The sequence below is a fragment of the Pseudochrobactrum sp. sp1633 genome, assembly GCF_030376605.1.
GTDB lineage: Bacteria > Pseudomonadota > Alphaproteobacteria > Rhizobiales > Rhizobiaceae > Pseudochrobactrum.
This window is the reverse complement of record NZ_JARRAE010000009.1, coordinates 20,400-43,290: the sequence shown is the minus strand read 5'-3', so window position 1 is coordinate 43,290 and position 22,891 is coordinate 20,400. Positions and strand designations below refer to the sequence as shown.

The following is a 22,891-nucleotide window of genomic DNA, read 5'->3' as shown; positions in this document are numbered from 1 at the left end:
ACTCCGGAAAAGAACAGGTTATTAAAATGGGTAAAGTTACAGGTTTTCTGGAGATCGACCGGCAGGTTGCGCAATATCAGCCGGCATCGGATCGTATCCGGCATTTTCGCGAATTCACTCTGCCGATGAGTGAGCCGGAAGTGCAGAAGCAGGCCGCACGCTGCATGGATTGCGGTGTACCGTTCTGTCATGGCGATAAAAGCGGAGACAGCGGCTGTCCGGTGAACAATCAAATTCCGGACTGGAATGATCTGGTCTATGCGGGGCAGTGGGAAGAGGCGATTGCCAATCTCCATTCGACCAATAATTTTCCGGAATTTACGGGGCGGATTTGTCCGGCGCCATGCGAGGAATCCTGCACGCTCAATCTGGAAGATGCGCCGGTGGCAATCAAAACAGTTGAGCAGGCGCTGGCTGATAAGGCTTTTGAACTTGGATTGATAAAGCCTCAAATCGCAGCAACAAAAACCGGCAAGCGCGTGGCGATTATCGGGTCGGGTCCTGCGGGGCTTGCCGCTGCACAACAGCTCGCACGAGCCGGTCATGGTGTGGATGTCTATGAACGGGAAAGCCGTGCGGGTGGTTTGCTGCGCTATGGTATTCCTGATTTTAAAATGGAAAAGCAGCTGATTGACCGCCGTATTGCCCAGATGGAAGGTGAGGGCGTAACCTTTCATTGTGGCGTGGAAATCGGCAAGGACATTGCGGTCAAGCAATTGCTCAAAGACTATGATGCCGTGCTCTATTGCGGTGGTGCGGAAACACCACGTGATCCGGCTTTACCCGGTTCAGACCTGAGCGGTGTATATGATGCGATGCCATATCTGGTGCAGCAAAACCGCCGTGTTGCAGGCGAAGATGAACAGTCGCGTGCTTGGGCATTGGATGACAGCATTTCGGCTGCAGGCAAGCGTGTTGTTGTTGTCGGCGGTGGCGATACGGCCTCTGACTGTGTGGGTACGGCGTTCCGGCAGGGCGCTGTGCAGGTAACACAGCTGGATATTCGCCCTGAGCCACCGTTGCGTGAAGATAAGCTGGGTATCTGGCCTTATTGGGCAACCAAAATCCGTATCTCCTCCAGTCAGGCAGAAGGTGCTGTGCGCGAATTTCAGGTGGCGACACTTGGCTTTGGCGGTGAGGATGGCCAGCTCACGCATGTTTTGTGTTGTGCGGTGGATGAGCGGCGCAGGCCGGTTGCCGGATCTGAGTTCATTCTTCAGGCCGATCTGGCATTCATTGCCCTTGGTTTCAGCGGTCCTGCCAAGCACGGTGTGCTGCCCGATTTAGGGGACAAGCTGAAGTTGAAGACAGATGCCCGCGGCGGTGTCAGCGTTATGGCTAATGAGACGGATTATCGTACATCGGTCACAAAGCTATTTTCTGCGGGTGATGTGCGTCGCGGTCAGTCATTGGTTGTCTGGGCAATCCGTGAAGGAAGACAAGCTGCACGTTCAATTGACCTGCAATTGATGGGGGCCAGCCTGCTTCCATCATAAATGTCTTACTAAAAAACATCTGACCTGGCTGCAAATGGCGATTTCTGTGCTTCCGGTGCTCACGTACTTAAGTGTACGCTACGCTCCGGTTCTCGAAATCGCCATTTTCGCGTTGCTCAATTGCTTTTTGAGCAAAGAAGTTAAGGGCGCGGCCAGCGGAAGTCATCGGCACGGCCGGCCGGAGTTTGGTGCTTGTCCGTGCGGACGGCTGTGGTTTTAGTGATCGCGCTTGTTTCGCCCAGCAGCGTGTCATCCGCTGACTGATCGAGGTCACTCAGTTTCATCGGCCCGATACGAGTGATTTCTTTATGAACAGGCACAGCCATAGGTTCATTGCTCTTTGTATCCGTTGCCGCGGGTATTTCCGGCGAAGAGAGCTTCAGCAACTGGCGCAACGGCTTTTCAGCATAAAAAGCCAGTTTGCGCTTGCCGGCGCTGGTCATGTTGATACCGTCATTGCCGCGCAGGCGCACGGTCTGACCATTCACATCAACACCAGTCTGCGTGAAACTGCCTTTATCATCAACAAAGCCGTCCCATACGTCAACAAAAGCAGCGCTCAGTGAGAGGTCTGCCGGATTGTCTGTCTGATCCGGAGCTGCTTTGCTACCAGCCTGTTCTGCAGCTGTTTTATAAATACTGTTCAGGGATAGCATGGTTTGCGACAATGCAGAGGACTGGTAGGGCGGTTGCCCGATCCAGACAACCGGCACACCGGATTTTGCCGTTACCTGTAAAAACTCATCCACACGGGATTGGTACAGCTTTTTCCATTCATCCGTGTCCGGAGTTACAGTGACGCTTTTCTGTGTCAGTGGCTGGCGGTCATTGGCACCAATCATCATGACCAGTATTGCCGGTTTCTGCTCTGCCAGAATGGCTGGCAGTTCCTTGCTCCAGTTATAATAATCCTGACGGACAAAGCCGGAAGAGCCGTTAGTGCGGTTGATAACCTGTAAATCAGGTGTTTGCGCGAATGTCTCGGTCAGCCCTTCCGCAAGCCCGCCCGCAATAAAATCACCGATGACCAGTACTTTTTTTGCATCAGGATTTTTGGCAATCGCCTCCGGTTGCGGCGGGCTGATAATGACGGATTTAGGCTTGGCAACAACCGGCTTCTTTTTAACCGGCGCAGTTGTGCGGCGTGGCTGTTGCTGAACAGGAGGCTGAATATAGTCCTGATTTTGCTGCTGGCGTGAATTGCCGAACAACATATCAAATAAGGTGCGTCGCTTTTGCTGCGGCGGATATTGCTGAGCAAGCTGAACGGGCGCAGCCACAGGTTCTTGAGCCTGTGCAAAAACGGGCACGGTTAGCAAGCCAACGAGAGTGCAAGCGGAAGCAAAGCCGAACCGGCTATATTGTAAAAGACCCGCGTCACTTCGGAAATATCTTTGATAATCCATAACCGGTATCAATCCTTACGATTGTGCCTGATTGATGACCTGAAGCATTTTTGAGCCAAAAGCGGGAACTCGTTTGTGTGCGAAAATGAAACAGGCCGGATTGACCGGCCTGTTTACTGAAGTGATTTTACCGGCGGCGTAAGACGCTCAGAACTTCTTTGCTCGGATGCCCGTCTGTTTGCAAACCGTTGCGCTGCTGGAAGGCCTCAATCGCTTTGCGGGAACTGGAGCCGATCTTGCCGTCGATATTACCGTCGTAATATCCAAGGGCGCGCAGATGGCCTTGCAGCTCTTCACGCTCTTTCATGGAGATTGGCGTGAAAGGGCGGTTCCAATCCTGTACCAAGCCCTGATAACCAGCAACGCGGTCTGCAAGAAGACCCACGCCGAGAGCATATTTATCGGCATTATTATAGCGCTTGATGACGAAGAAGTTTTTGGTCATCAGGAAGGCAGGGCCGCTACGACCATCCATAACTTTGAGCGTGGCTTTTTCACCATCACTTGGGAACGGGCGGCCATTGGCACGCACAATACCCAGACGACGCCATTCAGCAATGCTCAGGCTGCCGGACGGGAATTTGCCGGAGGCAGGCAGCACAACTTCATAACCCCAGGTGCGGCCAGGCTCCCAGCCGTTCTTACGCAGAAGATTGGCAGCAGTTGCCAGAGCATCCGGCACAGAGTTCCAGATGTCGCGTTTGCCGTTACCGTCAAAATCAACCGCATAGGCCTGATAGCTGGTCGGAATAAACTGAGTATGTCCCATTGCACCAGCCCATGAGCCGCTCAGGTGGCTGCGGTCAATATCGCCGGTCTGGAGAATTTTCATTGCCGCAATCAACTGGCTGCGGGCATATTTGGCGCGGCGCTGATCAGCATAGGCCAGAGTTGCCAGCGAACGGATGGCATCGCGCATTACATCGGGGCGCTGCATCATTTCGCCGTAGCTGGTTTCCATCGACCAGATGGCCAGAAGCACGTTTTTATCAACGCCATATTGCTTTTCGATTGCGTTGAGCGCCTTGCCCCATTTGCGCGCCATTGCCTGACCAGTGCCGATGGAGTGTTCATTGACGCGATTGTCGATATATTCCCAAACCGGCGAGGTGAATTCAGGCTGATAACGTGCCTTTTGCAGAACCTCAGGGTCAATGGCATTGACACCGGAAAAAGCGCGGTCAAAAGTGGCGGGAGCAATGCCGTTCTGAATGGCTACGGGGCGGAAACTCGAAACCCATTTGCGAAACTGTGCATCGGCTGACGCATATCCGGTGGATAAAACCAGTGATAAAGCAACGGCAGAAGCTGTTGTTGCGGCAGTCTTCCACAGGTGGCTATTGAAAATGTGGGTTCGAAGCATGCTTTTCTCCCTGAACATACAAGCTGGGCATTTCGCAGTTTAACAACAATATTCTTCAAAAACGTGTCGTGGATACGAGAATGCAATCAATAATGGAAAGAGCGTGTGTTCCTTTGCAATAAGGCAATACGCTCTGCGTTCATTCTTTATGCCACGCGGAAGTTAGTATTTAGTTTACCATGCAGCCTCACAATTAAGAACCGGCAAAAAAACTGTTAAGATTGTGTGCGGATTTCGAAGGCATCGGGGAGTTTCAGAATGTGCGCAATTTCTACTCTTTTGAAATGGAGCGCCCGAAATGAACGGGAAATGAAGAAATATTGGCTCCGGTTCAAGTTGCGCTCAAATACAGTAATAATCGCACATGAAATGTGACCTTAACTTTTAGAAAATGCAGGCTTTTTTCATAGTTTGGCTGTATTGCCTTTTATAGTTCAGGTTTGAAGACTGATTAGAACGGCGACTATTCTTGCCAATGGCAAACGGGCGTCGTGAATATTTCATCGGGATAGAAACCGCACAAAACGGGAAGTGACATGAGTTCAGTTAAAAAAATCCGCAAAGCCGTTTTTCCTGTCGCAGGTCTGGGAACACGTTTCCTGCCCGCCACAAAATCAATCCCGAAAGAAATGCTGACCGTTGTTGATAAGCCGGTCATTCAATATGTGGTTGATGAAGCGCGCGAAGCGGGTATTGAGCATCTGATCTTTGTAACCGGCCGCAACAAGGCTGTTATTGAAGATTATTTTGACGCTCAGGTTGAACTTTATGCAACACTGCAAGAGCGCGGCAAGCTCAATGAGCTGAACCATATGCAGAGCTTGCAGCCGCAACCGGGCACAACCAGTTTTACCCGCCAGCAGGTGCCGCTCGGCCTTGGCCATGCGGTATGGTGCGCCCGTGAGATCGTGGGCAATGAACCTTTTGCTCTGCTGTTGCCGGATATGGTGATGCAGTCGAAAAAGGGCTGCCTCAAGGAAATGGTTGAGCTTTACGAACAGACCGGCGGCAATGTGATTGCCGTGCAGGAATGTGACCCTGAAGAAGCGCACAAATACGGTATTGTCGGCAAAGGCAATGCAATCGGCAATGGTTTTGAAATCAACCAGATGGTTGAAAAGCCGGCCAAGGGCACTGCACCGTCAAATCTCTATATTAATGGTCGCTATATTCTGCAGCCAGAAATCTTTGACCTGCTCAGCAAGCAGGAAAAGGGTGCCGGCAATGAAATTCAGTTGACCGATGCCATGCTGAAACTGGCGAACGAGCAGTCTTTCTACGGTTATAATTATCAGGGCCGTACTTTTGACTGTGGTTCCAAAGAAGGCTTCATTCAGGCCAATGTGGCCTTTGCTCTGTGGCGCCATGATATCCGCCCGCTGGTCGAAGTCAGCATTGATGAGTTGCTGAAGACTATCAAGCTTTCCTGAGTTCAAAACAAAAAGCCGGTCACTGACCGGCTTTTTTATTGTTTGCTGATTTTGTTAACGTCGTAGCTTCACGCCGAGATAAACGCTGTTGCTGCTATATTTACGGCTCGCCACATCGCTGTTGATAAATTCATGGCGCAATTTACCGTCCACACCGAAGAAGCGGTTGAACCAGTAGGTCGCACCGATTTCTGCGCCCATACCGTAATCGGTTCCGCTGCCATCGCGATTGTTACGTATGGATGCATCAAGCCGCGCATTGAGGCTGAGATCAGCACGGATCATACGTGTAACATTGATATTGGCCAGATAGAGGATAGAAGAATTGCCGCCGATATCGGGACTGCTGTCGAGGAATGTGCGCAACCCCAGTTGTACATCAGTGCCGCGCTGCGGTGACCAGTTCATCGCCGCATCAAGCGACAAGCCGCCGGTATCCCGCAAGCGGTCATCCTCACTGCGTGCGCCGATATAACCGACAGAAAATTCGCCGTTCAGCTTTTCGCCGGTGTTAATCTGCAAGCCGGTGCGCAAGCCAAGCTGCGTGGCATTGCGATCCAGACCATTATCATTCTGATAGAGACGACGGCCGACCTCAACTTCTGCAAACGGGCGGATGATGGCACTCAGCTCAAAACCACCGCGCAGGGTCATACTGACATAGGTATTGTTGCGGTCGCTTTGATCCAGCTGGTCGCCGTTGAAAAGCTTCGCTTTGCCGTAACGTGTATTATTCACCCGCGCCACAGCACTGGCAAAGATTTTGCCAATATCGCGTTCAATGCCTGCCTGTGCAGTGATGCTTTGCACCAGAGGGCGGGAGCGCGCTGCGCTGATGCCGTTCGGATCTGAAGCATCCTCACGGTTGATAGAATAACCGAGGCCAAAATTCAGGCGGGTTTCATCACTCATATCCAGTCGTAATGCAGCATCAATCTGCCCGCGCGGATTGGATACATATTGACCCGACAGGTTTTTCTCAAATAGGCCTGACGCATCCAGTGTCGCCAGATGGTTTGCCCAGTCGGAGCGGGCATTGAGCCGTAATGCAGTTTCTGACAACACACCGCTGCTGCCAGAGGCGCTATTGTCAGCATTATTGGTGGCGCGGATACCCTGATCCAGCGATGGCCGTAAAATGAAACTACCGGCACGGATGCCTTGCGGTTCAAACGGATCTGCCTCAAATGGTGCACGCGGACGGCCGTCAACCGAGCCTTCCGGCATATTCTCACGGCCCTCACGCACAGCTCTGCCCGCATCTGCCGGACCTGTACGTTGCCCGCTGAGATCTTCGCTCAACGGCACGGTTGCATTCGTCAGGGCAGGGCGTGTTGCGGGGATGACCGGATTGAGCTGATCCTGCGTGATAATACGGCCATTGGCATCATAAGTAATATCTGCCGGAGCTTGGGTTTCCGCAATGATATCCGCAATCGCATCATTCTGGCTGCCCGCAGGCACTGTTTGCGCCAATACAAGATGGGGAGCAACGGCAGAAAACAGCATGACGCCTGCCAGCAGAGCCGTTTTGTTGGCTCTGAGCAGCGGAGTCAGAAGAGAGTACCCCGTATCGGCTGTTGTTTTCATAGTCCTGCCAAAATCTGAAATGCCTGCACGGGGCAGGCTTGTTACAGGACGGTAAAGGATCATGGTTAATACAAAGTTTCTTTTGGGGTAATAGGCTGGCTTTATTCAGCTTTTCAGCTTGTGCTTTATTACTTGCAGCAAAATATGCGCTGCCTTTACCGGCATATAATATCTGGACAGCCTGTCAGATAAGATTTACCCCGTAATCAGAGCGGTTTCCGTTAAAGCTGAATCGTTGGAGCCGCTCTAACTATTGGTTTTTGCGCATTATCCTATGCAAGCCGCTTCGCACTTTTACCGGAAATGCTTTTAACTTTGCAGAATGCCGTTCCGGTTTCTATATAAGTGGCTTATAAGCCGGATGAATGAAGTGAGAGAGATCCATTGAGCAGTCACAGCCCCGCTATCCGCTCCGCCCTGAATACAATCGCAGTTGAAAAAGCCGGTATGAGCGCGCTTGAAGACGCGCTGCAAAACGGACTTGCTGAGCCGTTTAACCGCGCGGTTGAAACAATCGCTGCGATGAAGGGGCGTGTCGTTGTGACCGGTATCGGCAAAAGCGGCCATATCGGCTCCAAACTGGCAGCAACTTTTGCCTCAACCGGCACGCCTGCATTTTTTGTCCATGCGGCCGAAGCCAATCACGGCGATCTGGGCATGATCAACAGCAATGATGTTATTCTCGCGCTGTCATGGTCGGGTGAGACTGCAGAGCTGAAAGGCATTGTCAGTTATTCACGCCGTTTTAAAGTGCCGCTGATTGCGCTGACATCCGGTGAAAATTCAACGCTTGGCCGTGAATCCGATGTGCTGGTTCTGCTGCCAAAAGTGGCTGAAGCTTGCCCGCATGGTGTGGCGCCGACTACATCAACGCTGATGCAGCTTGCTGTTGGCGATGCTCTGGCGCTTGCACTTCTGGAAAAGCGCGGCTTCACGGCAACGGATTTCCGTGTGTTCCATCCGGGCGGTTCGCTGGGTGCAAGCCTCTCGCATGTTAAAGATATTATGCATCGCGGTGATGAACTGCCGCTGGTTAAAGTCGGCACACCAATGCCGGAGGCCATGCGCATCCATTCGCACAAGCGTTTTGGCTGCGTTATTATTGAAAATGAAGATGGCACATTGGCCGGCATCATCACAGACGGTGATCTGACGCGCAATGTTGACCGCCCGATGGCGATGCTGAAAGTCGATGATATTATGACCCGCACACCGCGCACTGTCAGCCCTGACCAGTTGCTTGGCTCGACACTTGCGCTGTTGAATGAAGCGCGTATCGGCGCGGTGATTGTGGCTGAGAATAACCGCCCTGTTGGTCTGGTACATTTCCACGACCTGTTGCGTGCCGGTGTGGCGTAAGTATCTCTCAAACGGATAACAAAAAGGCGGCTGATAAGCCGCCTTTTTTTATTTCACTTCTTCGACCTGCAATAGTCCGTCCTGATATTCGCGGACAACCACTACCGCGCCTGCGGGTAAATCTGAACCCGTTACGCGCCAGAGCGTGTCGTCAAACCGTGCACGGCCGTGACCGTTGACAATCGGCTCTTCCAGCGTTGTGCGCATGCCGATCAGCTGATCAGCTCTGCGGTTGAGCAATGGCTCATCGCTACTTTGTTCGCGCGGATTAAAATATCTGCGCCCGATCAGCACAAAAATCACCGACAGAACCATAAAGAGCAGCAGTTGTATCTGCCAGCTCTCTACGAAGCTGAGACCGGTAAAAGCAATCAGGCTGGTTACCAGAGCTGCAAAGCCGATCCAGATCAGAAACACGCCCGGTGTCACCAGTTCAAGAAACAGCAGAACAAGGCCGAGAACAGCCCAGTTCCAAACGCCGAGGGCTGTAAAAATCTCCTGCATTATCGTGATCCTGCAGGTGGTACGCGGTTGGCGATGATGTGGCTGGGAACAGTGACGTAATCAGACGAACCACTGCGTGTGGTGCCTTCACTGCGGGCAGCCGTTTTAGGTGGTGCTTTGCGTGGCGCTGAGGACTGTGTATTGCCTTCCCCACTTGCATCGGAGCCTGAATTATTGCCGAAAACTTCTTTGGCAATGGCGCCTATACCGCCCAATGTGCCGATCAGCGACGAGGCTTCCAGCGGCATCATGATGATCTTGTGATTTTTGGCAGAAGCCATTTCGGAGAGTGCGGCTGTATATTTCTGGGCGATAAAATAGTTCAGCGCCTGCACATCGCCCTGAGAAATCGCATCAGACACCATGGTGGTGGCTTTTGCTTCCGCTTCGGCCAGACGTTCACGGGCTTCCGCTTCACGATAGGCGGCTTCACGCTTACCTTCCGCTTCGAGAATTTGCGACTGTTTCAAACCTTCAGCGCGCAGAATCTGCGCATTACGGTCACCTTCAGCTTCCAGAACCTGCGCACGCTTGTCACGCTCGGCCTTCATCTGGCGCGCCATAGAATCAATCAGGTCTTTCGGCGGGTTGATATCCTTGATCTCAACGCGGGTGATTTTGATGCCCCACGGATGCGCAGCCTGATCCAGCACACGCAACAGGCGATCATTGATCGTGTCGCGGTTGGAGAGCAGTTCATCCAGATCCATCGAGCCCATGACCGTACGGATATTAGTCATGGTCAGGTTGAGGATTGCATATTGCAGATCAGAAACCTGATAGGCTGCCTGCGCGGCATTCAGCACCTGAAAGAAGGCCACAGCATCCACCGATGTGGTGGCATTGTCGCGGGTGATGACTTCCTGTGTCGGAACGTCGAGTACCTGTTCCATCATATTGAGACGCGCGCCGACGCGGTCAAAAAACGGCACGATCATATTCAGGCCCGGTGTCAGCGTGCGCGTGTAGCGGCCGAAGCGCTCAACGGTAAAATTGGAGCCCTGTGGCACAATTTTAATACCGGCATAGAGAGTGAAAATAACAACTGCTGCTAAAATCAGCAGGGCAAGATTTGCTCCGAATTCCATTCTGTTTCCTTTTTAAAATGCCGGAAAATGCGATGGTTTAATTGACTATATCAGACCCAGCCCTGTAATTCACGGCGCACAAGGTCTTCGATGACGCGCATGCCAAGGTCTGTATCATTCAGACACGGGATATGGCTGAAATTCTCACCACCGTTTTCGTGGAAGGCTTCTGCGGCTTCATTACCGATTTCATCAACAGTTTCAAGGCAGTCGGACACAAAGCCCGGATTGAAAACAGCGACAGATTTAATGCCCTGTTTCGGCATTTCCTCAATGGTTTTATCGGTATAAGGCTGGAGCCATTCCTCAGGGCCAAAGCGCGACTGGAACGTACTGATCAGCTTGGTTTCATCCCAGCCGAGGCGCGCACGCAGCAGACGTGTGGTTTCAAGGCACTGCTGCGGATATGGATCGCCGCGGCGCGCATAGCTCTGCGGAATACCGTGATAGGAGGCAATCACCACCTGCGGATCAAAATCGAGTTTGGCAATATGCTCCTCAATCGAGCGTGCCAGTGCATCAATATAGACCGGTGCATTCTGATAGGACGGCACGGTGCGCACCGCTGGCATGAAGCGTAGCTTGTTCAGCGCGTCATTGAGTTTCTCATTCACACTGCCGGTGGTGGATGATGAATATTGCGGATAGAGCGGGAAGGCGACAATACGTGTGCAACCCTGTTCACGCAGGCGGGTGAGCACATCCTCAATGGAAGGCTGGCCGTAGCGCATGGCCCAATCCACCACGACATTGCCGAGATCGGACAGGCGGGCGCTGAGCTGATCGCTCTGGGAGCGTGTGAAAGTGCGCAGCGGTGATTCGTCACGCTCACGGTTCCAGATGCGGTCGTAGAGCGCACCGGATTTCTTCGGGCGTGTATTGAGTACATTACCGAACAGTATCGGATACCAGATGGCTTTTGGCCATTCGATAACACGCGAATCCATCAAGAACTCACGGAGATAACGACGCATGGATTTGCGATCTGTGCCATCAGGCGTCCCCAGATTGATCAGCATCACGCCGGTTTTTTCAACAACCGGATTTGCTGCAACCGGCTGGGAGGTCGCGGACTGGCTCATCACATTATCATGCATGTCTGTGTCTCTATCCTGATGGGGCGGTGCTTTCGCTCAAGCAAAGACAATCATATCTCTGAGTGAGCGCAAGCTGCCGAACAAAATTTGCCTATCATAACAGTATTATGTCCGGCATGACCAGAACATAACCATAACATGATGAAAAAACTCAAATTTAAAGTGGTTTTTATTCAGAGGGCGATCCGGTTTTCAAAACAGCCCCAACCGGCAGTTTCCGCGGCTTGTAATTCGGGTTCTGACGAAACAGGCGTTTCCACTCTGCACCTTTGCCATAGAGCCTCTCTGCAATCGACCAGTAGCTGTCGCCTTTTCGGATCTGGTAAGTTTGCGGTGCGGTAGTCTCTTGCATTTCCGCAGGCTGGTTCACCACACCCGAGTAAGGTGAATGTTCCTGCAAATATTCGGCAACAACCTGATCGAGCGAAGGGCCGTAATCATAGGCTTTCTTTGCTTTCTGCGCGATCATGTCATAGCCGTCCCCACCACTGCGCAGATAGTCGGTCGCGGCGATGCCATAGAGCTGATTGTCGTCGAGCGGTTGCCAGTTCTTTGTCGTATCCTGCATCTCAATTTTGGTGATGCGCTGACCGGCAGGTTTGGCAATATCCATTGTGAATTTAATGCCTGCCACTTGCGGATAGCGACCGCCGCCCTGTTCAATCTGGCTGACACCATTTTCCAATGCGGCGCGAAGATCGCTTCCCTTCATCTGGAATGTTGCAACCGTATTTTGAAACGGCAGTACGACCAGCACATCGCCCATTGTGATTTCACCAGCTTTAATCGAGGCACGCAGTGCACCACCATTAATCAGCGCGGCAGTGATGCCCTGATCGCGGACACGATCCAGCACAGCATTGGTGACCAGATCGCCCATCGGGCATTGCTGCGTGCGACAACTGACGGCAGAACCGTCAATCAGCTTGGCACTTTCTGCAACACGTTGGTTTTTCAGCTCTGCAATCGGCTTGGCCATTTCCGCAATGCGGTTGACCAGTTGTGCATCGGGTTTGATGGAAGCATCCAGCCTGATTGGTGCGCCTGTGGCGGATTTGAGATTACCGCCATCGTCAAAGTTCAGTACCAGCCTGCCCAGATATTGCGTGTAGGCATAGGCGGTTACGACCGGCACAGTTTTGCCGGATGGGTTTTTGACCAGAGTAGGATAGGGGCCGGAAGAGCGAAAAGCAGTGTCGCCAAGCAATGAGTGGCTATGCCCGCCGACAATTGCATCCACACCATCAAGTTCTGCTGCGAGTTTTTGATCCACATTGTAACCCAGATGGGTAACAGCGATGACCTTGGTAGCGCCCTGTGTTTTCAGCTCTGCGATGGTGCGCTGTAATGTTTCTTTGGGATCAAGAAAGCGGATATCCTTGCCCGGACGCGCGATTTCAACGGTATCCGGTGTGGTCAGGCCGACAATGCCGATTTTCTCAGTGCCGATTGTTTTGATTACATAAGGCGCGAATTTGCCGTGGATCGGGGAGGTGGCTGCCGTTTCTATATTGGCAGCCAGTACCGGCAGATTGATCTTGTCCAGAAAGGGTGCCAGTCCTTCCTGTCCCAGATCAAATTCATGATTGCCGAGCGCCATTGCATCATAGTCGATCGCGTTCATAAACTCGGCATTATCAACGCCTTTATAGGTGGTGAAAAACAGTGAGCCCTGAAACTGATCTCCGGCATCAAGCACCAGCACATTATCTGTCTTGGCGCGCTCGGCATCAATGGCGGCTTTCAACCGTGCGATGCCGCCGAAACATTGTTGCTCCGCGCTCTCCTTTGCTGAGCAGGTCGCGTCATATTTATTGACCTCTTCAATGCGGGAATGCGTGTCATTGGTATGCAGAATGGTCAGGGTATAATCAGCATAGGCGGGCAGAGACAAACTCACAAGACTGGCACTGCAAAACAGGACTTTCAATAGTCTGGGCATGGTTCTCTCCGCTGATGCTGATTGGGGGCAGAATAGCATAGTAATATGACGGCAGCAGTTTGCACCTCCCAATTTTTGAGAGAACCGCACAGCAAAACGCCCGCAGCAAGCTACGGGCGTTTTTGAATTTCAAAGCGATGCGGTTCAGGCTTTGCGTGTCAGCGAGAACTGCGAACCGGTAGATGTGGTGCAGTTGAGCTGCGACGGTGTTACCTGTGCGCAATTAACCTTGGATGTGGTGCCGCGAACAATCGAACGCATGTCAATTTCCACCAGACGCGGTGACAGATAACGGTAATTACCTTCTGCCAGTTTTTCATTGGTGTCGGTTGTACGGGTTTCGAAAATACCGCCGTTGAAGCTGGAGGTGATGCCGTTCGCATCAACCCAACCACCATCAATACCGGCATTGGCCGGACGGGTCGGAATGTTGCTTCCGCCGCCATCATTGACTGGTCCGTAAGTCGTACAGGCAGCGAGTGTGGCAGCCAGGCAAAGGGATGCGGCCGTGCGGAATGTTTTCATAAGCGAGCTCTCCCGGGATTCTGCAAAATTTTATAATAATTTGATGTATGTAAATGCGGGTAAATACAAGAGCTTTATAGGTTGCTTAACCATGAAGAGCCTTGTATCTGTTGCTTTTTTACCTCACATCTTTGTGTGTGAAGTGGTTTTGTTGGTGTCAGGCAGCAAAAACATTATATTTTATAATAGTGTAATTTAAAGAGCTGCTGGGATCAGAGTGTAACTGCCAATTGCGCTGGGATCATGCCACGCAGAGAATTGCCGACAAAAATATGTCGCGCTTTTTGTAAATCCTGAAGCGTGAGAATGGCAGTTCTGGCTTTACCCTCTTGCAGTAGTTCCTGCCGCAAGACGCCATTCAGCAACCCGCATTCAAGCGGCGGGGTTAGCAAATCGCCGTCCCCCATATCCGCAAAGAGCGAAGTGATTGTGCCTTCGCAAAGCTCACCTTTTTCGTTGAGCAGCAGAACTTCATCCGCCTCTGCCTGAGTAAACTCTGCCCGCGCGGCTTCATAGGCTGTGCGGCGTGTTGTTTTGTGACGAAGCAACGGATCAGCACTGTTTAGTCGGGTTGCAGCAATAGCCAGAGTCCATACGGTTTGTTGTGGCAAAGGCTGATAGGGGGCGGTGATGATATCTGCTGTGCCGTCAGGCATCAGACAAAGCCGCACTCGCAATGCATGAGGGCTGTTCGCGTGAGCCTGCAATTGTGCACGGATAGCACCTTCATTAAATGCGAAACCGAGTTGCGTTGCGGATTGTTGCAGACGCTGTAAATGCTGCTCAAGGCGCAGAAAATCATTGGCAGGCTCAAAGCGTAATGTTTCGATGAGGCCAAAATTCAGGTTTTGCATGTTTCACCCTTGGGTGCCGGAGACGGTGTTATCACCGGTCGCATAGCGGGCTTTCAGCAGGCACTCGGCATATTCTGCTTCAGCCGTTGAATCATAGACCACGCCACCGCCGACATTGAGAACGGTCTCTCCGTCTGGATAAAGCGACAGGGTGCGAATGGCGACGTTGAAACGCATTTCACCCGATGGTGCGATCCAACCGATAGAGCCGCAGTAAATGTCGCGCGCCTGCTGTTCGAGCTTGTGCAAAATCGTCATGGCGCTGATTTTTGGGGCACCGGTGATTGATCCGCAGGGGAAAAGCGCAGCAAAGATTTGTCTTATTGTGAGGTCGGGCAAAAGCTTTGCCTGCACATGGCTGACCATCTGATGCACGGTCGGGTAGCGCTCGACATGAAATAATTTAGGCACAGAAAGGCTGCCGACCTCGCTAATCCGCGAAATATCATTACGCAGCAAATCCACGATCATGCGGTTTTCAGCCTGACTTTTCTCATCATGGATCAGAAAATCACGCAGGGCATCGTCTTCTTGCGGTGTCGTCCCGCGCGGGGTGGTGCCCTTCATCGGGTGGGTTTCGATCCAGCCGTCTTTATCAATCTGAAAGAACAGTTCCGGCGAACGCGACAGGATGAGCGGTGCTTTGTCCTGCGGCAGCAGATTGACATAGGCACTGTAACGCACCGGCTGGCGGTTGCTGAGATCGGAAAACAGCGCTTCGGGCTCACCGTGATAGCGTGCAGAAATCGGAAATGTCAGATTGCCCTGATAGCAATCACCTTCACGCAAATGCTGATGCAAACGATCAAAACGCTGCTGATAGTCCGTTTCCGACCAATGCGCATGGAACTCAGAAAGATGAGCATTGGTGCCGCTGTCGTGATGTTGGGCAACACTATTTTCCGGAGGCTCGTTGAATACGCCGAAGCAAATCAGCGGCACGCGGCGCTGTTCCGGTAGCAGAGGAGCCAGTTTCGGTTCCAGCAGGAAACCTGCCTCATAGCTGAAATAGCCCGCAAGCCATTTGCCCTGACTGCGTGCTTTCTCAAGTGCGGCAAAACCTGCTTCAAAATCTGAAGCCTGTTCAATAATAATCAGCTGCTCAGGTTTGTTGAACAGCATGGACTGCTGTTCAACATCATCACGAAACAGGATGAAAGGCTCAGACGATGCAGGCATTGCTCGCTTACTCATGGCGCGATTAGTCTTCCATCGCTTCCAGCTCGTCGATCATGCCTTCAATGACTGACAGACCCTGCTGCCAGAAGGCCGGGTCTGAGGCATCAAGACCGAACGGTGCCAGCAGTTCCTTATGATGACGGGTGCCACCAGCTTTCAGCATGTCGAAATATTTGTCCTGAAAACCTTCAGGGTTGTTCTGATAAACCGCATAGAGCGAGTTTACGAGGCAGTCACCGAATGCATAGGCATAGACATAGAATGGTGAGTGGATGAAATGCGGAATATAGGTCCAGAAGCTTTCATAACCCGGATTGAGGCGGATGGCTGATCCAAGGCTTGCGCGCTGAACGTCCATCCAGATTTCACCAATCTGCTCGGCGGTCAGTTCGCCGTTTTTGCGCTCGGTGTGTACCTTGCGTTCAAACTGGTAGAAGGCGATCTGGCGCACGACCGTATTGATCATGTCCTCGGTCTTCTGTGCCAGCATGGCTTTGCGCTCACGCTTGCTGCTTGTTTTGGCAAGCAACGACTGGAAGGTGAGCATTTCACCGAAAACAGAGGCAGTTTCTGCCAATGTCAGCGGTGTTGAGGCCATCAGTGCGCCCTGTTTGGCGGCGAGCACCTGATGCACACCATGACCAAGCTCATGGGCGAGGGTCATAACATCGCGCGGCTTGCCCAGATAATTGAGCAGCACATAAGGATGGGCGCTTGGCACAGTCGGATGGGCAAAAGCACCCGGTGCCTTGCCGGCGCGGGTCGGGGCATCAATCCAGTTCTTGTCAAAGAAGTCACGGGCAATATCGGCCATTTCCGGTGCAAAACCGGCATAGGCATCAAGCACAGTTGCTTTTGCCTCGTCCCAGCCGATTGTTGTCTGCGGTGTTTCCGGCAACGGTGCATTGCGATCCCAGTTATCAAGCTGTTCAAGACCAAGCCATTTGGCTTTCAGAGCATAATAACGATGGGAAATACGCGGATAAGCGGCTTCAACAGCGCTGGCCAGCGCATCAACCACTTCACGCTCGACGCGGTTGGCAAGGTGACGGCTGTCGGCAATATCTTCAAAACCGCGCCAGCGATCAGAGATTTCTTTATCCTTGGCCAGCGTATTGGTGATCAGCGTGAAGAGACGCAGATTTGCACCAAAGGTCTTGGAAAGAGCATCAGAAGCTTTTTTACGGGTAGCACCATCCGCATCCTGCAACATGGTGAGCACTGGCTCAATCGGCAGCTCTTCACCGTCAATCGTAAAGCGCAGTCCGCTCATGGTTTCATCGAACAGACGGTTCCATGCACCATAACCGGTGACAGATTTTTCATGAAACAGCGCTTCTGTCTTATCGTCGAGTTGATAAGGTTTGTCTTTACGCAGATCCACCAGCCAAGGTTTGTAATGGCCGATTGCCGGATTGGCTGCGATGGCCTTGTCGAGGAGGGCATCGTCAATACGGTTGAGTTCCAGCGAGAAGAAAATCAGATGGCTGCTGGCATCGGTCAGCTTTTGCTGCACATCGCCGTAAAGTTTGGCATTGGCAGCGCTGGATGTATCGTCAGCATAGAGCAGGCCTGCATAGGAATAGATACGACCCATCAGCTCTTCAAGCTGTTCGAATTCTTTAATGGCATCAGCGAAATTACCGCCGTCAGACTTGGAAACCTCTGCTTCCAGCTTGCCCTTCCATTTATTCTCAAAGGCAACAGAGCGCTCTGCGGAGAGCTTGAGATCACGAACCAGTTCAGGACTGTCCGGGGCAGGATAAAGATCGGTGAGGTTCCAGCACGGCAGATTGGTCAGCTCAGATGATGTGGAAGCCGGAGCCTGCGCGACATCGGCTGGCATGCGGATAAAGTTTGAGTGGTTGCGTGAATTCATAGCAGTTCAACCTCGTGCGATTCTTTTCATAGCTGATGACTATATAGGACGTTCCCGCGCAGATTTCATGCGTTTCAATAATCTCAAAAGCGCTGATTTATGTTGGCCGGAAAGTTAAGCTCTGATGATCATGAGGGGTGAAAATGAGGCGGCGAACAGGGCTGTCTGGTGTGGAATTTGTGATTTTTGGGTCACGAAGCAGGGTGAAAACTGATTTGGTTCCCTGTTTGGCGCCATTTATCCCATCACATTGCGTTACAAATCCGAAACAAAGTGAGTAAAAAAGAGAGGTTTTTTACACGCATACAGGGATTATATTGCTGAAATATTATATGAATTTTCTGATTTTCAGAATTGGGATTTCAAAATCTGTTTGACGGGCTAATTTGAGTTTTGGCCCTGAAAAGTAAATATTTTCAATCGGATGGTGCATATATGCCACAGAGCTGTTGCTTTTGTGTCGCGCAAATTTGTTGCGTGCGTGTCGGGGGTTCTACCTCTTAAAGTTGTAAAATCTGTTCATAAACTCTTTACCATGATGGAAAGTGCTTCCCGAATGCAGTTTTTTTGTCATGGTGAAAACTCATTGTCTGTTCAATAAGTGTCTATTAACCATTAAATCCGATATTCATCTGAGTAGCGTGACTGTAAACGGTAAGGCATTCGAAATTGAAAAACAGCAAAACATCTAAACTGGCAGGCTGGGCAGGCAGAGTTATTAAACTCAGCGCGCAGCTGGCTCTTGTTTTCACCGCTGTTACAGCTTTCGCGCCGTCTCAGGCTGCGGCCGAAACCCGTACACTGAAACTGCACTTTGTTCATACCGGTGAGCGTGCTGAAATCACGTTCAAGAAAAACGGCCGCTATCTGCCGGACGGTTTGAAAAAGCTGAATGTCTTTTTGCGCGACTGGCGCCGCAATGAGCCGACCAAAATGGATCCGCGCTTGTTCGATCTGGTCTGGCAGGTCTATCAGACCGCCGGTGGCCGCGATTATATTACTGTTGTTTCCGCTTATCGTTCTCCGGCCACGAATTCCATGCTGCGCTCGCGTACCCGCGGCGTGGCCAAAAGCAGCCAGCATACGCTTGGTAAAGCGATGGACTTTTTCATTCCGGGCGTTCCGCTGAAAAAAGTACGTGATACCGCTATGCGTTATCAGATCGGCGGCGTTGGCTATTACCCGACCTCCGGTTCGCCGTTTGTGCATCTGGATGTTGGCAGCGTGCGCCATTGGCCGCGCCTGAGCCGCCGCGAATTGCTGGCAGTGTTTCCGGATGGCAAAACAATTCACGTTCCGACCGATGGTAAGCCGTTGCCGGGTTATGAGCAGGCTCTTGCTGCCTATGAGGCACGTAAAGCTGGCGGCGGCGCTGTGATGATGGCCTCTGCCAAGCCGAAGAGCAAATCTCTGTTTGGCATGCTGTTTGGCGGCGGTGCCGATGAAGAAGAAGATAATGGTGAAAGCAGCGGCCGTGCCGTTGCCTCTGCGGCCCGTCCTGCACGTACGGCACCTGCTGCCGCAGTGCCTGCACGTCAGGCTCCGGTGCCAGCTGTGCCTAATCGTGCTGTTCCTGCCCCGCTGGAGCCGGAACAGGCTCCGCAGGAAGCTTTGATTGCAGCTCTGCCTGCGCGTGATGCTCCGGTGCCGTTGAATGCGCCGCGCCCAAGCGCACCGGTGGAAATGACGCCAGATGCGCAAGCCGCAATGGCCTTTGCAGTGCCTGTGCCGGTGAAGCGTCCGCAGTCTGAGGCTGAGGTTCTGCTGGCTATGGCTCCGCCTGCGCCAAATACACTGGAAGCACAGGCTTATGCCGGTGCCACAGGTGCACCTTCTGCCGCTCAACAACCGGCAAGAGACCAAATCGCAGCGCTTGTTGCCGCTGATGTTCCAGCCAATTCAGGCGCAATGCTGAGCGGCTATGTACCGGTTCCGGTGCAGCGTCCGCAGGGTGCCGGTCAGGCAATCAATACGGTTCTGGCGTCGGCTGCTATTCCTGCATCGCGTCCGGTGCAGGCTCAGGAGCAACCTGTTGCCCGTGCTGATGCCGGTCAGGATGCGATTGCTGACCTGCTGAGCAACAGCGACCACACGGCTTCCATTCCTGCCACACGTCCGCAGGTACAGGAGCAGCAGGTCGCTATGGTGATGCCGCAGGATGTGCGCGCTACCCGTTCTGACCGTGAAGTTGCAGTGCCTGTTCAGAATAATGCTGTAGCCGCTGAAGCTGTGCGTACAACCGCTAAAGCCGGTCGTTCGGACCGTCCTGCTGCTAAAGCCGCTGCCAATGCTGTTCTTCAGCCAGCGGATACCGCAACAGAAGTTGCTATATCGAATGAACCTGTAGCTAAGGTTGTACCAGCGTCTAATCCGGTCTTGCGGAATGATGCAATGCGTCAGGCACCGACCGTGGTTTACACTGCCGGTTTCCAGAAGGACATGCCGGCTGGTAACGCCAACCGCTTTACGGGGAATGCGGTGACCTTTATGTCGATTGCCAAATTCTCGAAGGTCAACTGATCGACGAAAGAATGAAAAATAGGGAGCTTTATGCTCCCTTTTTTATTGCCGAGATTTTGATGCTGCTCAGGCTTTGAGTGCGGCAGCTGCGGCTGCCAGCGCCGTGATCTCATCCCATTTGCCATCATTGACCAGTTCTTTCGGTGCAATCCATGAGCCGCCGATGCACAGCACATTTGGCAGGGTCAGATAGGACATGGCATTGCTCAGGCTGATGCCGCCTGTCGGGCAAAAGAATGTGCCTGCGAGCGGGGATGAGAGTGCTTTGAGGTAAGGTGCACCGCCTGCCTGTTCCGCAGGGAAGAATTTTACATGGGTATAGCCGCGTTCACGCAGGCTCATGACTTCGCTTGTAGTTGCGCAGCCCGGCAACAAAGGGACAGGGCTGTTATCGGCGGCTTGCAATATGGCATCAGTCACGCCGGGGCTGACAATGAATTTTGAACCGGCAGCGACGGCCTGTTCATAGTGTTGCGCATTGAGGATGGTGCCCGCACCGACAATAGCTTCCGGTACTTCATCTGCCACTGCACGAATTGCATCCAGTGCTGCGCTGGTGCGCAGAGTGATCTCGATGGCAGGCAATCCGCCACGAGCCAGTGCGCGTGCCAGCGGCACAGCATCTGCGGCTTTGTCGATCAGCAGAACCGGAATTACGGTCTGCCCTGTCATGACGGGGATTAGGCTTTCAGTTTTCTGCGACATTCTCACCCTCCAGCAACTGCACTGATTATTTTACAATCGATTTAGCTGCCAGGTGGGATTTTGTCTATGCTGTTGATACAGCAAGAGGGCGGAAGGGTGGAAACAATGGCCTGTAGAGCGCATAGGCCTGCGCGAGTTTGAGGTCATATTTGTTTTTGGCGAAGAGCGGGCCGTTATAACTATGGGCCAGTTTTCGCCAGTCATGCTTGTTCAGCACATCGCGCAGATTGCCGTAGACGATAAAGCGGGTCATCAGTTCAATTTGCTGTGTCACTGAACTGCGCACGGTCTCTGTCATCTCCTCCACAGATGGGTAGCCGAGCCAGTGCCAGTGCGCGCCCATCACTTGTCCGACACCCCATGAGGTGGATTCGTAAGCGGCAACACGGTCAATGCGGGCTGCACGTTCCAGCATCTGCCATCGCGCGGCCTGACCAGCTGGATTGGGAATTGCGCCTGCCTTGGGGGAGGAGAGTTTCAGTGCTCTCGCTGTTGCCTGTTCTGCAGGGGAAAGGCGTTTGTCGAAATAATGCCCCTCAAAACGGATCAGTGGTTCGTCGCGGCCTTTGATGCGGGTTGTGACAATGCCGCCGCTTTCCGTCTGTGCAATTGCGGCCAGTGCTGCGGGATCAAGATTGTGCATTTGACCTGCCTGTAAAAACAATTCTCTGACCGTCGCATCGAACATGCACTGTCCTTTCCTGACCGATAAGACCCGTTCAAATCTGCCATGCTGTTGCAAGACGGGGATAGATTAGTGCCGGACAACGGGTAAATTCCGGTGCTGATCTTGAAATCAGCGAAAAGCGGCGTTACAGCAAAACTAACAGATCCGTCTGTTTTCGGCTGTCTGATCTATCTCTTGGGGTAGTCAGGCAGAATTATCAGGGCAGCGCCTTTGCGAGGCGACCAGCTATTGAGGTTTATCTATATGTGTGAAGCACATTTCACTGTTGCTGCGCTTTATTGTTTTGCGCGTTTTCCGGATTTTGAAGATTTTCAGGCGCCGCTGACTGAGCTTTGCGATCAGCAGGGTATCAAAGGTACATTGCTTCTGGCTGCGGAAGGGCTGAACGGCACGGTCGCCGGTACACAGTCCGGCATTGCCGCGCTGATCGCTTTCATTGAGGCTATTCCTGCCTTGTGTGAGCAGAATATTGAACTGAAATATTCAACAGCTAGCCAGATGCCGTTTAACCGCATGAAAGTACGTCTCAAGAAAGAGATCGTGACCATGGGTGTGGACGGGATTGATCCGTTGCAGAGCGTTGGCACCTATGTGCAGCCGCAGGAATGGAATGCGCTGATTGATGATGAGAACACCATTCTCATCGATACGCGTAATGATTATGAATATGCCATCGGTACTTTCAAAGGTGCGATTGACCCGAAGACCAAGACATTCCGAGAGTTCCCGCAATGGGTTGAAGATCATCGCGGCGAAATGGAAGGCAAAAAGATTGCCATGTTCTGCACCGGTGGTATCCGCTGCGAGAAGGCAACTGCTTTTGTTAAAGGTTTGGGCTTTGATGATGTGTTTCACCTTAAAGGCGGTATTCTGAAATATCTTGAGGATATGCCTGCTGAAGACACACGCTGGGAAGGCGAATGCTTTGTATTTGATGAGCGCGTATCCGTTGGTCATGGTCTGATCGAGGGCGATGTGGAGCTTTGCCGTGCCTGCCGCAATCCGGTGACACCGCAAAGCAAATTGTCTCAGTTTTACGAAGAAGGTATCTCCTGTGACAGCTGCTATCATGAGCGCAGCGATGCTGACCGTGCCCGCTATGCCGAGCGCCAGCGTCAGGTTCTGCTCGCCAAACAGCGCGGAGCAAAGCAGCATATCGGCGACTGATTTATAATCAGATGTCATTTTGGAAAGGCTCCCATTCGGGGAGCCTTTTTTATTTGCTTGAAGCACAGGGCAGGAATCGTTATGCATGAAGGAATATAA

18 protein-coding genes are annotated in these 22,891 nt (G+C 52.3%); 5 read left to right on the top strand and 13 right to left on the bottom strand.

What is annotated here, in order from left to right; all coding sequences use genetic code 11:
• The first annotated feature begins 26 nt into the window (after positions 1-26).
• Complete coding sequence (locus tag P8H26_RS11525; protein ID WP_289633159.1) at positions 27-1,496, top strand: glutamate synthase subunit beta; 1,470 nt, start codon at positions 27-29, stop codon at positions 1,494-1,496.
• 140 nt (positions 1,497-1,636) lie between these two features.
• Here P8H26_RS11525 and P8H26_RS11520 read toward each other — a convergent pair whose 3' ends face one another.
• A complete protein-coding gene (locus tag P8H26_RS11520) occupies positions 1,637-2,776 on the bottom strand; it encodes a DUF459 domain-containing protein (protein WP_289633158.1) in 1,140 nt (379 codons plus the stop codon).
• Positions 2,777-3,029: 253 nt separating this feature from the next.
• Positions 3,030-4,265: a lytic murein transglycosylase gene (locus tag P8H26_RS11515; RefSeq protein WP_289633157.1), complete on the bottom strand. Its 1,236-nt coding sequence runs from the start codon at positions 4,263-4,265 to the stop codon at positions 3,030-3,032.
• 536 nt (positions 4,266-4,801) lie between these two features.
• On the opposite strand from P8H26_RS11515, the gene galU reads away from it, so the two are divergent.
• Complete coding sequence (galU, locus tag P8H26_RS11510) at positions 4,802-5,695, top strand: UTP--glucose-1-phosphate uridylyltransferase GalU (RefSeq protein WP_289633156.1); 894 nt, start codon at positions 4,802-4,804, stop codon at positions 5,693-5,695.
• 54 nt (positions 5,696-5,749) lie between these two features.
• Here the strand turns inward: galU and P8H26_RS11505 are convergent, their stop codons facing one another.
• The gene (locus P8H26_RS11505) at positions 5,750-7,285 is read right to left on the bottom strand and encodes an outer membrane beta-barrel protein (protein ID WP_289633155.1); all 1,536 of its coding nucleotides are present in this window, start codon (positions 7,283-7,285) and stop codon (positions 5,750-5,752) included.
• 384 nt (positions 7,286-7,669) lie between these two features.
• Between P8H26_RS11505 and P8H26_RS11500 the strand changes: the two genes are divergently transcribed.
• The gene (locus P8H26_RS11500) at positions 7,670-8,644 is read left to right on the top strand and encodes an SIS domain-containing protein (RefSeq protein ID WP_289633154.1); all 975 of its coding nucleotides are present in this window, start codon (positions 7,670-7,672) and stop codon (positions 8,642-8,644) included.
• A gap of 48 nt (positions 8,645-8,692) precedes the next feature.
• Here P8H26_RS11500 and P8H26_RS11495 read toward each other — a convergent pair whose 3' ends face one another.
• The 8 genes from P8H26_RS11495 to P8H26_RS11460 form a co-directional block, all read right to left on the bottom strand.
• The gene (locus P8H26_RS11495) at positions 8,693-9,151 is read right to left on the bottom strand and encodes an NfeD family protein (RefSeq protein WP_374708292.1); all 459 of its coding nucleotides are present in this window, start codon (positions 9,149-9,151) and stop codon (positions 8,693-8,695) included.
• On the bottom strand, positions 9,148-10,236 hold the full coding sequence (locus tag P8H26_RS11490) for an SPFH domain-containing protein (RefSeq protein WP_289633152.1): 1,089 nt from the start codon (positions 10,234-10,236) through the stop codon (positions 9,148-9,150). The genes P8H26_RS11495 and P8H26_RS11490 overlap by 4 nt, the downstream gene beginning before the upstream one ends.
• A gap of 50 nt (positions 10,237-10,286) precedes the next feature.
• Complete coding sequence (gene hemH / locus P8H26_RS11485) at positions 10,287-11,318, bottom strand: ferrochelatase (protein WP_374708291.1); 1,032 nt, start codon at positions 11,316-11,318, stop codon at positions 10,287-10,289.
• 184 nt (positions 11,319-11,502) lie between these two features.
• Positions 11,503-13,275: a 5'-nucleotidase C-terminal domain-containing protein gene (locus tag P8H26_RS11480; protein WP_289633150.1), complete on the bottom strand. Its 1,773-nt coding sequence runs from the start codon at positions 13,273-13,275 to the stop codon at positions 11,503-11,505.
• Between the two features lie 144 nt (positions 13,276-13,419).
• Positions 13,420-13,800 carry an outer membrane lipoprotein Omp10 gene (omp10, locus tag P8H26_RS11475; RefSeq protein ID WP_289633148.1) on the bottom strand — a complete coding sequence of 127 codons (381 nt, stop codon included), beginning with the start codon at positions 13,798-13,800 and terminating at the stop codon, positions 13,420-13,422.
• A 212-nt stretch (positions 13,801-14,012) separates the two neighbouring features.
• Positions 14,013-14,654, bottom strand: a complete 642-nt coding sequence (locus tag P8H26_RS11470; protein ID WP_289633147.1) for an aminotransferase class IV family protein — start codon at positions 14,652-14,654, stop codon at positions 14,013-14,015.
• A gap of 3 nt (positions 14,655-14,657) precedes the next feature.
• Complete coding sequence (locus tag P8H26_RS11465; RefSeq protein WP_289633146.1) at positions 14,658-15,848, bottom strand: aminodeoxychorismate synthase component I; 1,191 nt, start codon at positions 15,846-15,848, stop codon at positions 14,658-14,660.
• Positions 15,849-15,855: 7 nt separating this feature from the next.
• Positions 15,856-17,712, bottom strand: a complete 1,857-nt coding sequence (locus P8H26_RS11460) for a M3 family oligoendopeptidase (protein WP_374708289.1) — start codon at positions 17,710-17,712, stop codon at positions 15,856-15,858.
• Between the two features lie 669 nt (positions 17,713-18,381).
• On the opposite strand from P8H26_RS11460, the gene P8H26_RS11455 reads away from it, so the two are divergent.
• Complete coding sequence (locus tag P8H26_RS11455; protein WP_374708288.1) at positions 18,382-20,232, top strand: DUF882 domain-containing protein; 1,851 nt, start codon at positions 18,382-18,384, stop codon at positions 20,230-20,232.
• Between the two features lie 66 nt (positions 20,233-20,298).
• Here P8H26_RS11455 and P8H26_RS11450 read toward each other — a convergent pair whose 3' ends face one another.
• Together P8H26_RS11450 and P8H26_RS11445 are read right to left on the bottom strand one after the other, a co-directional pair.
• Complete coding sequence (locus P8H26_RS11450; protein WP_289633145.1) at positions 20,299-20,937, bottom strand: 2-dehydro-3-deoxy-phosphogluconate aldolase; 639 nt, start codon at positions 20,935-20,937, stop codon at positions 20,299-20,301.
• A 64-nt stretch (positions 20,938-21,001) separates the two neighbouring features.
• Positions 21,002-21,625 (bottom strand): N-acetylmuramidase family protein, encoded by a 624-nt coding sequence (locus P8H26_RS11445; RefSeq protein ID WP_289633144.1) that lies wholly within the window; start codon positions 21,623-21,625, stop codon positions 21,002-21,004.
• A 243-nt stretch (positions 21,626-21,868) separates the two neighbouring features.
• Between P8H26_RS11445 and P8H26_RS11440 the strand changes: the two genes are divergently transcribed.
• On the top strand, positions 21,869-22,792 hold the full coding sequence (locus tag P8H26_RS11440) for a rhodanese-related sulfurtransferase (RefSeq protein ID WP_289633143.1): 924 nt from the start codon (positions 21,869-21,871) through the stop codon (positions 22,790-22,792).
• Positions 22,793-22,891 lie beyond the last annotated feature (99 nt).

Coding starts and splice junctions, on each gene's coding strand:
- P8H26_RS11525 (WP_289633159.1), top strand. CDS start 27: ATGGGTAAAGTTACAGGTTTTCTGGAGATCGACCGGCAGGTTGCGCAA.
- P8H26_RS11515 (WP_289633157.1), bottom strand. CDS start 4,265: ATGCTTCGAACCCACATTTTCAATAGCCACCTGTGGAAGACTGCCGCA.
- galU (WP_289633156.1), top strand. CDS start 4,802: ATGAGTTCAGTTAAAAAAATCCGCAAAGCCGTTTTTCCTGTCGCAGGT.
- P8H26_RS11505 (WP_289633155.1), bottom strand. CDS start 7,285: ATGAAAACAACAGCCGATACGGGGTACTCTCTTCTGACTCCGCTGCTC.
- P8H26_RS11490 (WP_289633152.1), bottom strand. CDS start 10,236: ATGGAATTCGGAGCAAATCTTGCCCTGCTGATTTTAGCAGCAGTTGTT.
- hemH (WP_374708291.1), bottom strand. CDS start 11,318: ATGAGCCAGTCCGCGACCTCCCAGCCGGTTGCAGCAAATCCGGTTGTT.
- P8H26_RS11480 (WP_289633150.1), bottom strand. CDS start 13,275: ATGCCCAGACTATTGAAAGTCCTGTTTTGCAGTGCCAGTCTTGTGAGT.
- omp10 (WP_289633148.1), bottom strand. CDS start 13,800: ATGAAAACATTCCGCACGGCCGCATCCCTTTGCCTGGCTGCCACACTC.
- P8H26_RS11470 (WP_289633147.1), bottom strand. CDS start 14,654: ATGCAAAACCTGAATTTTGGCCTCATCGAAACATTACGCTTTGAGCCT.
- P8H26_RS11465 (WP_289633146.1), bottom strand. CDS start 15,848: ATGAGTAAGCGAGCAATGCCTGCATCGTCTGAGCCTTTCATCCTGTTT.
- P8H26_RS11460 (WP_374708289.1), bottom strand. CDS start 17,712: ATGAATTCACGCAACCACTCAAACTTTATCCGCATGCCAGCCGATGTC.
- P8H26_RS11450 (WP_289633145.1), bottom strand. CDS start 20,937: ATGTCGCAGAAAACTGAAAGCCTAATCCCCGTCATGACAGGGCAGACC.
- P8H26_RS11445 (WP_289633144.1), bottom strand. CDS start 21,625: ATGTTCGATGCGACGGTCAGAGAATTGTTTTTACAGGCAGGTCAAATG.
- P8H26_RS11440 (WP_289633143.1), top strand. CDS start 21,869: ATGTGTGAAGCACATTTCACTGTTGCTGCGCTTTATTGTTTTGCGCGT.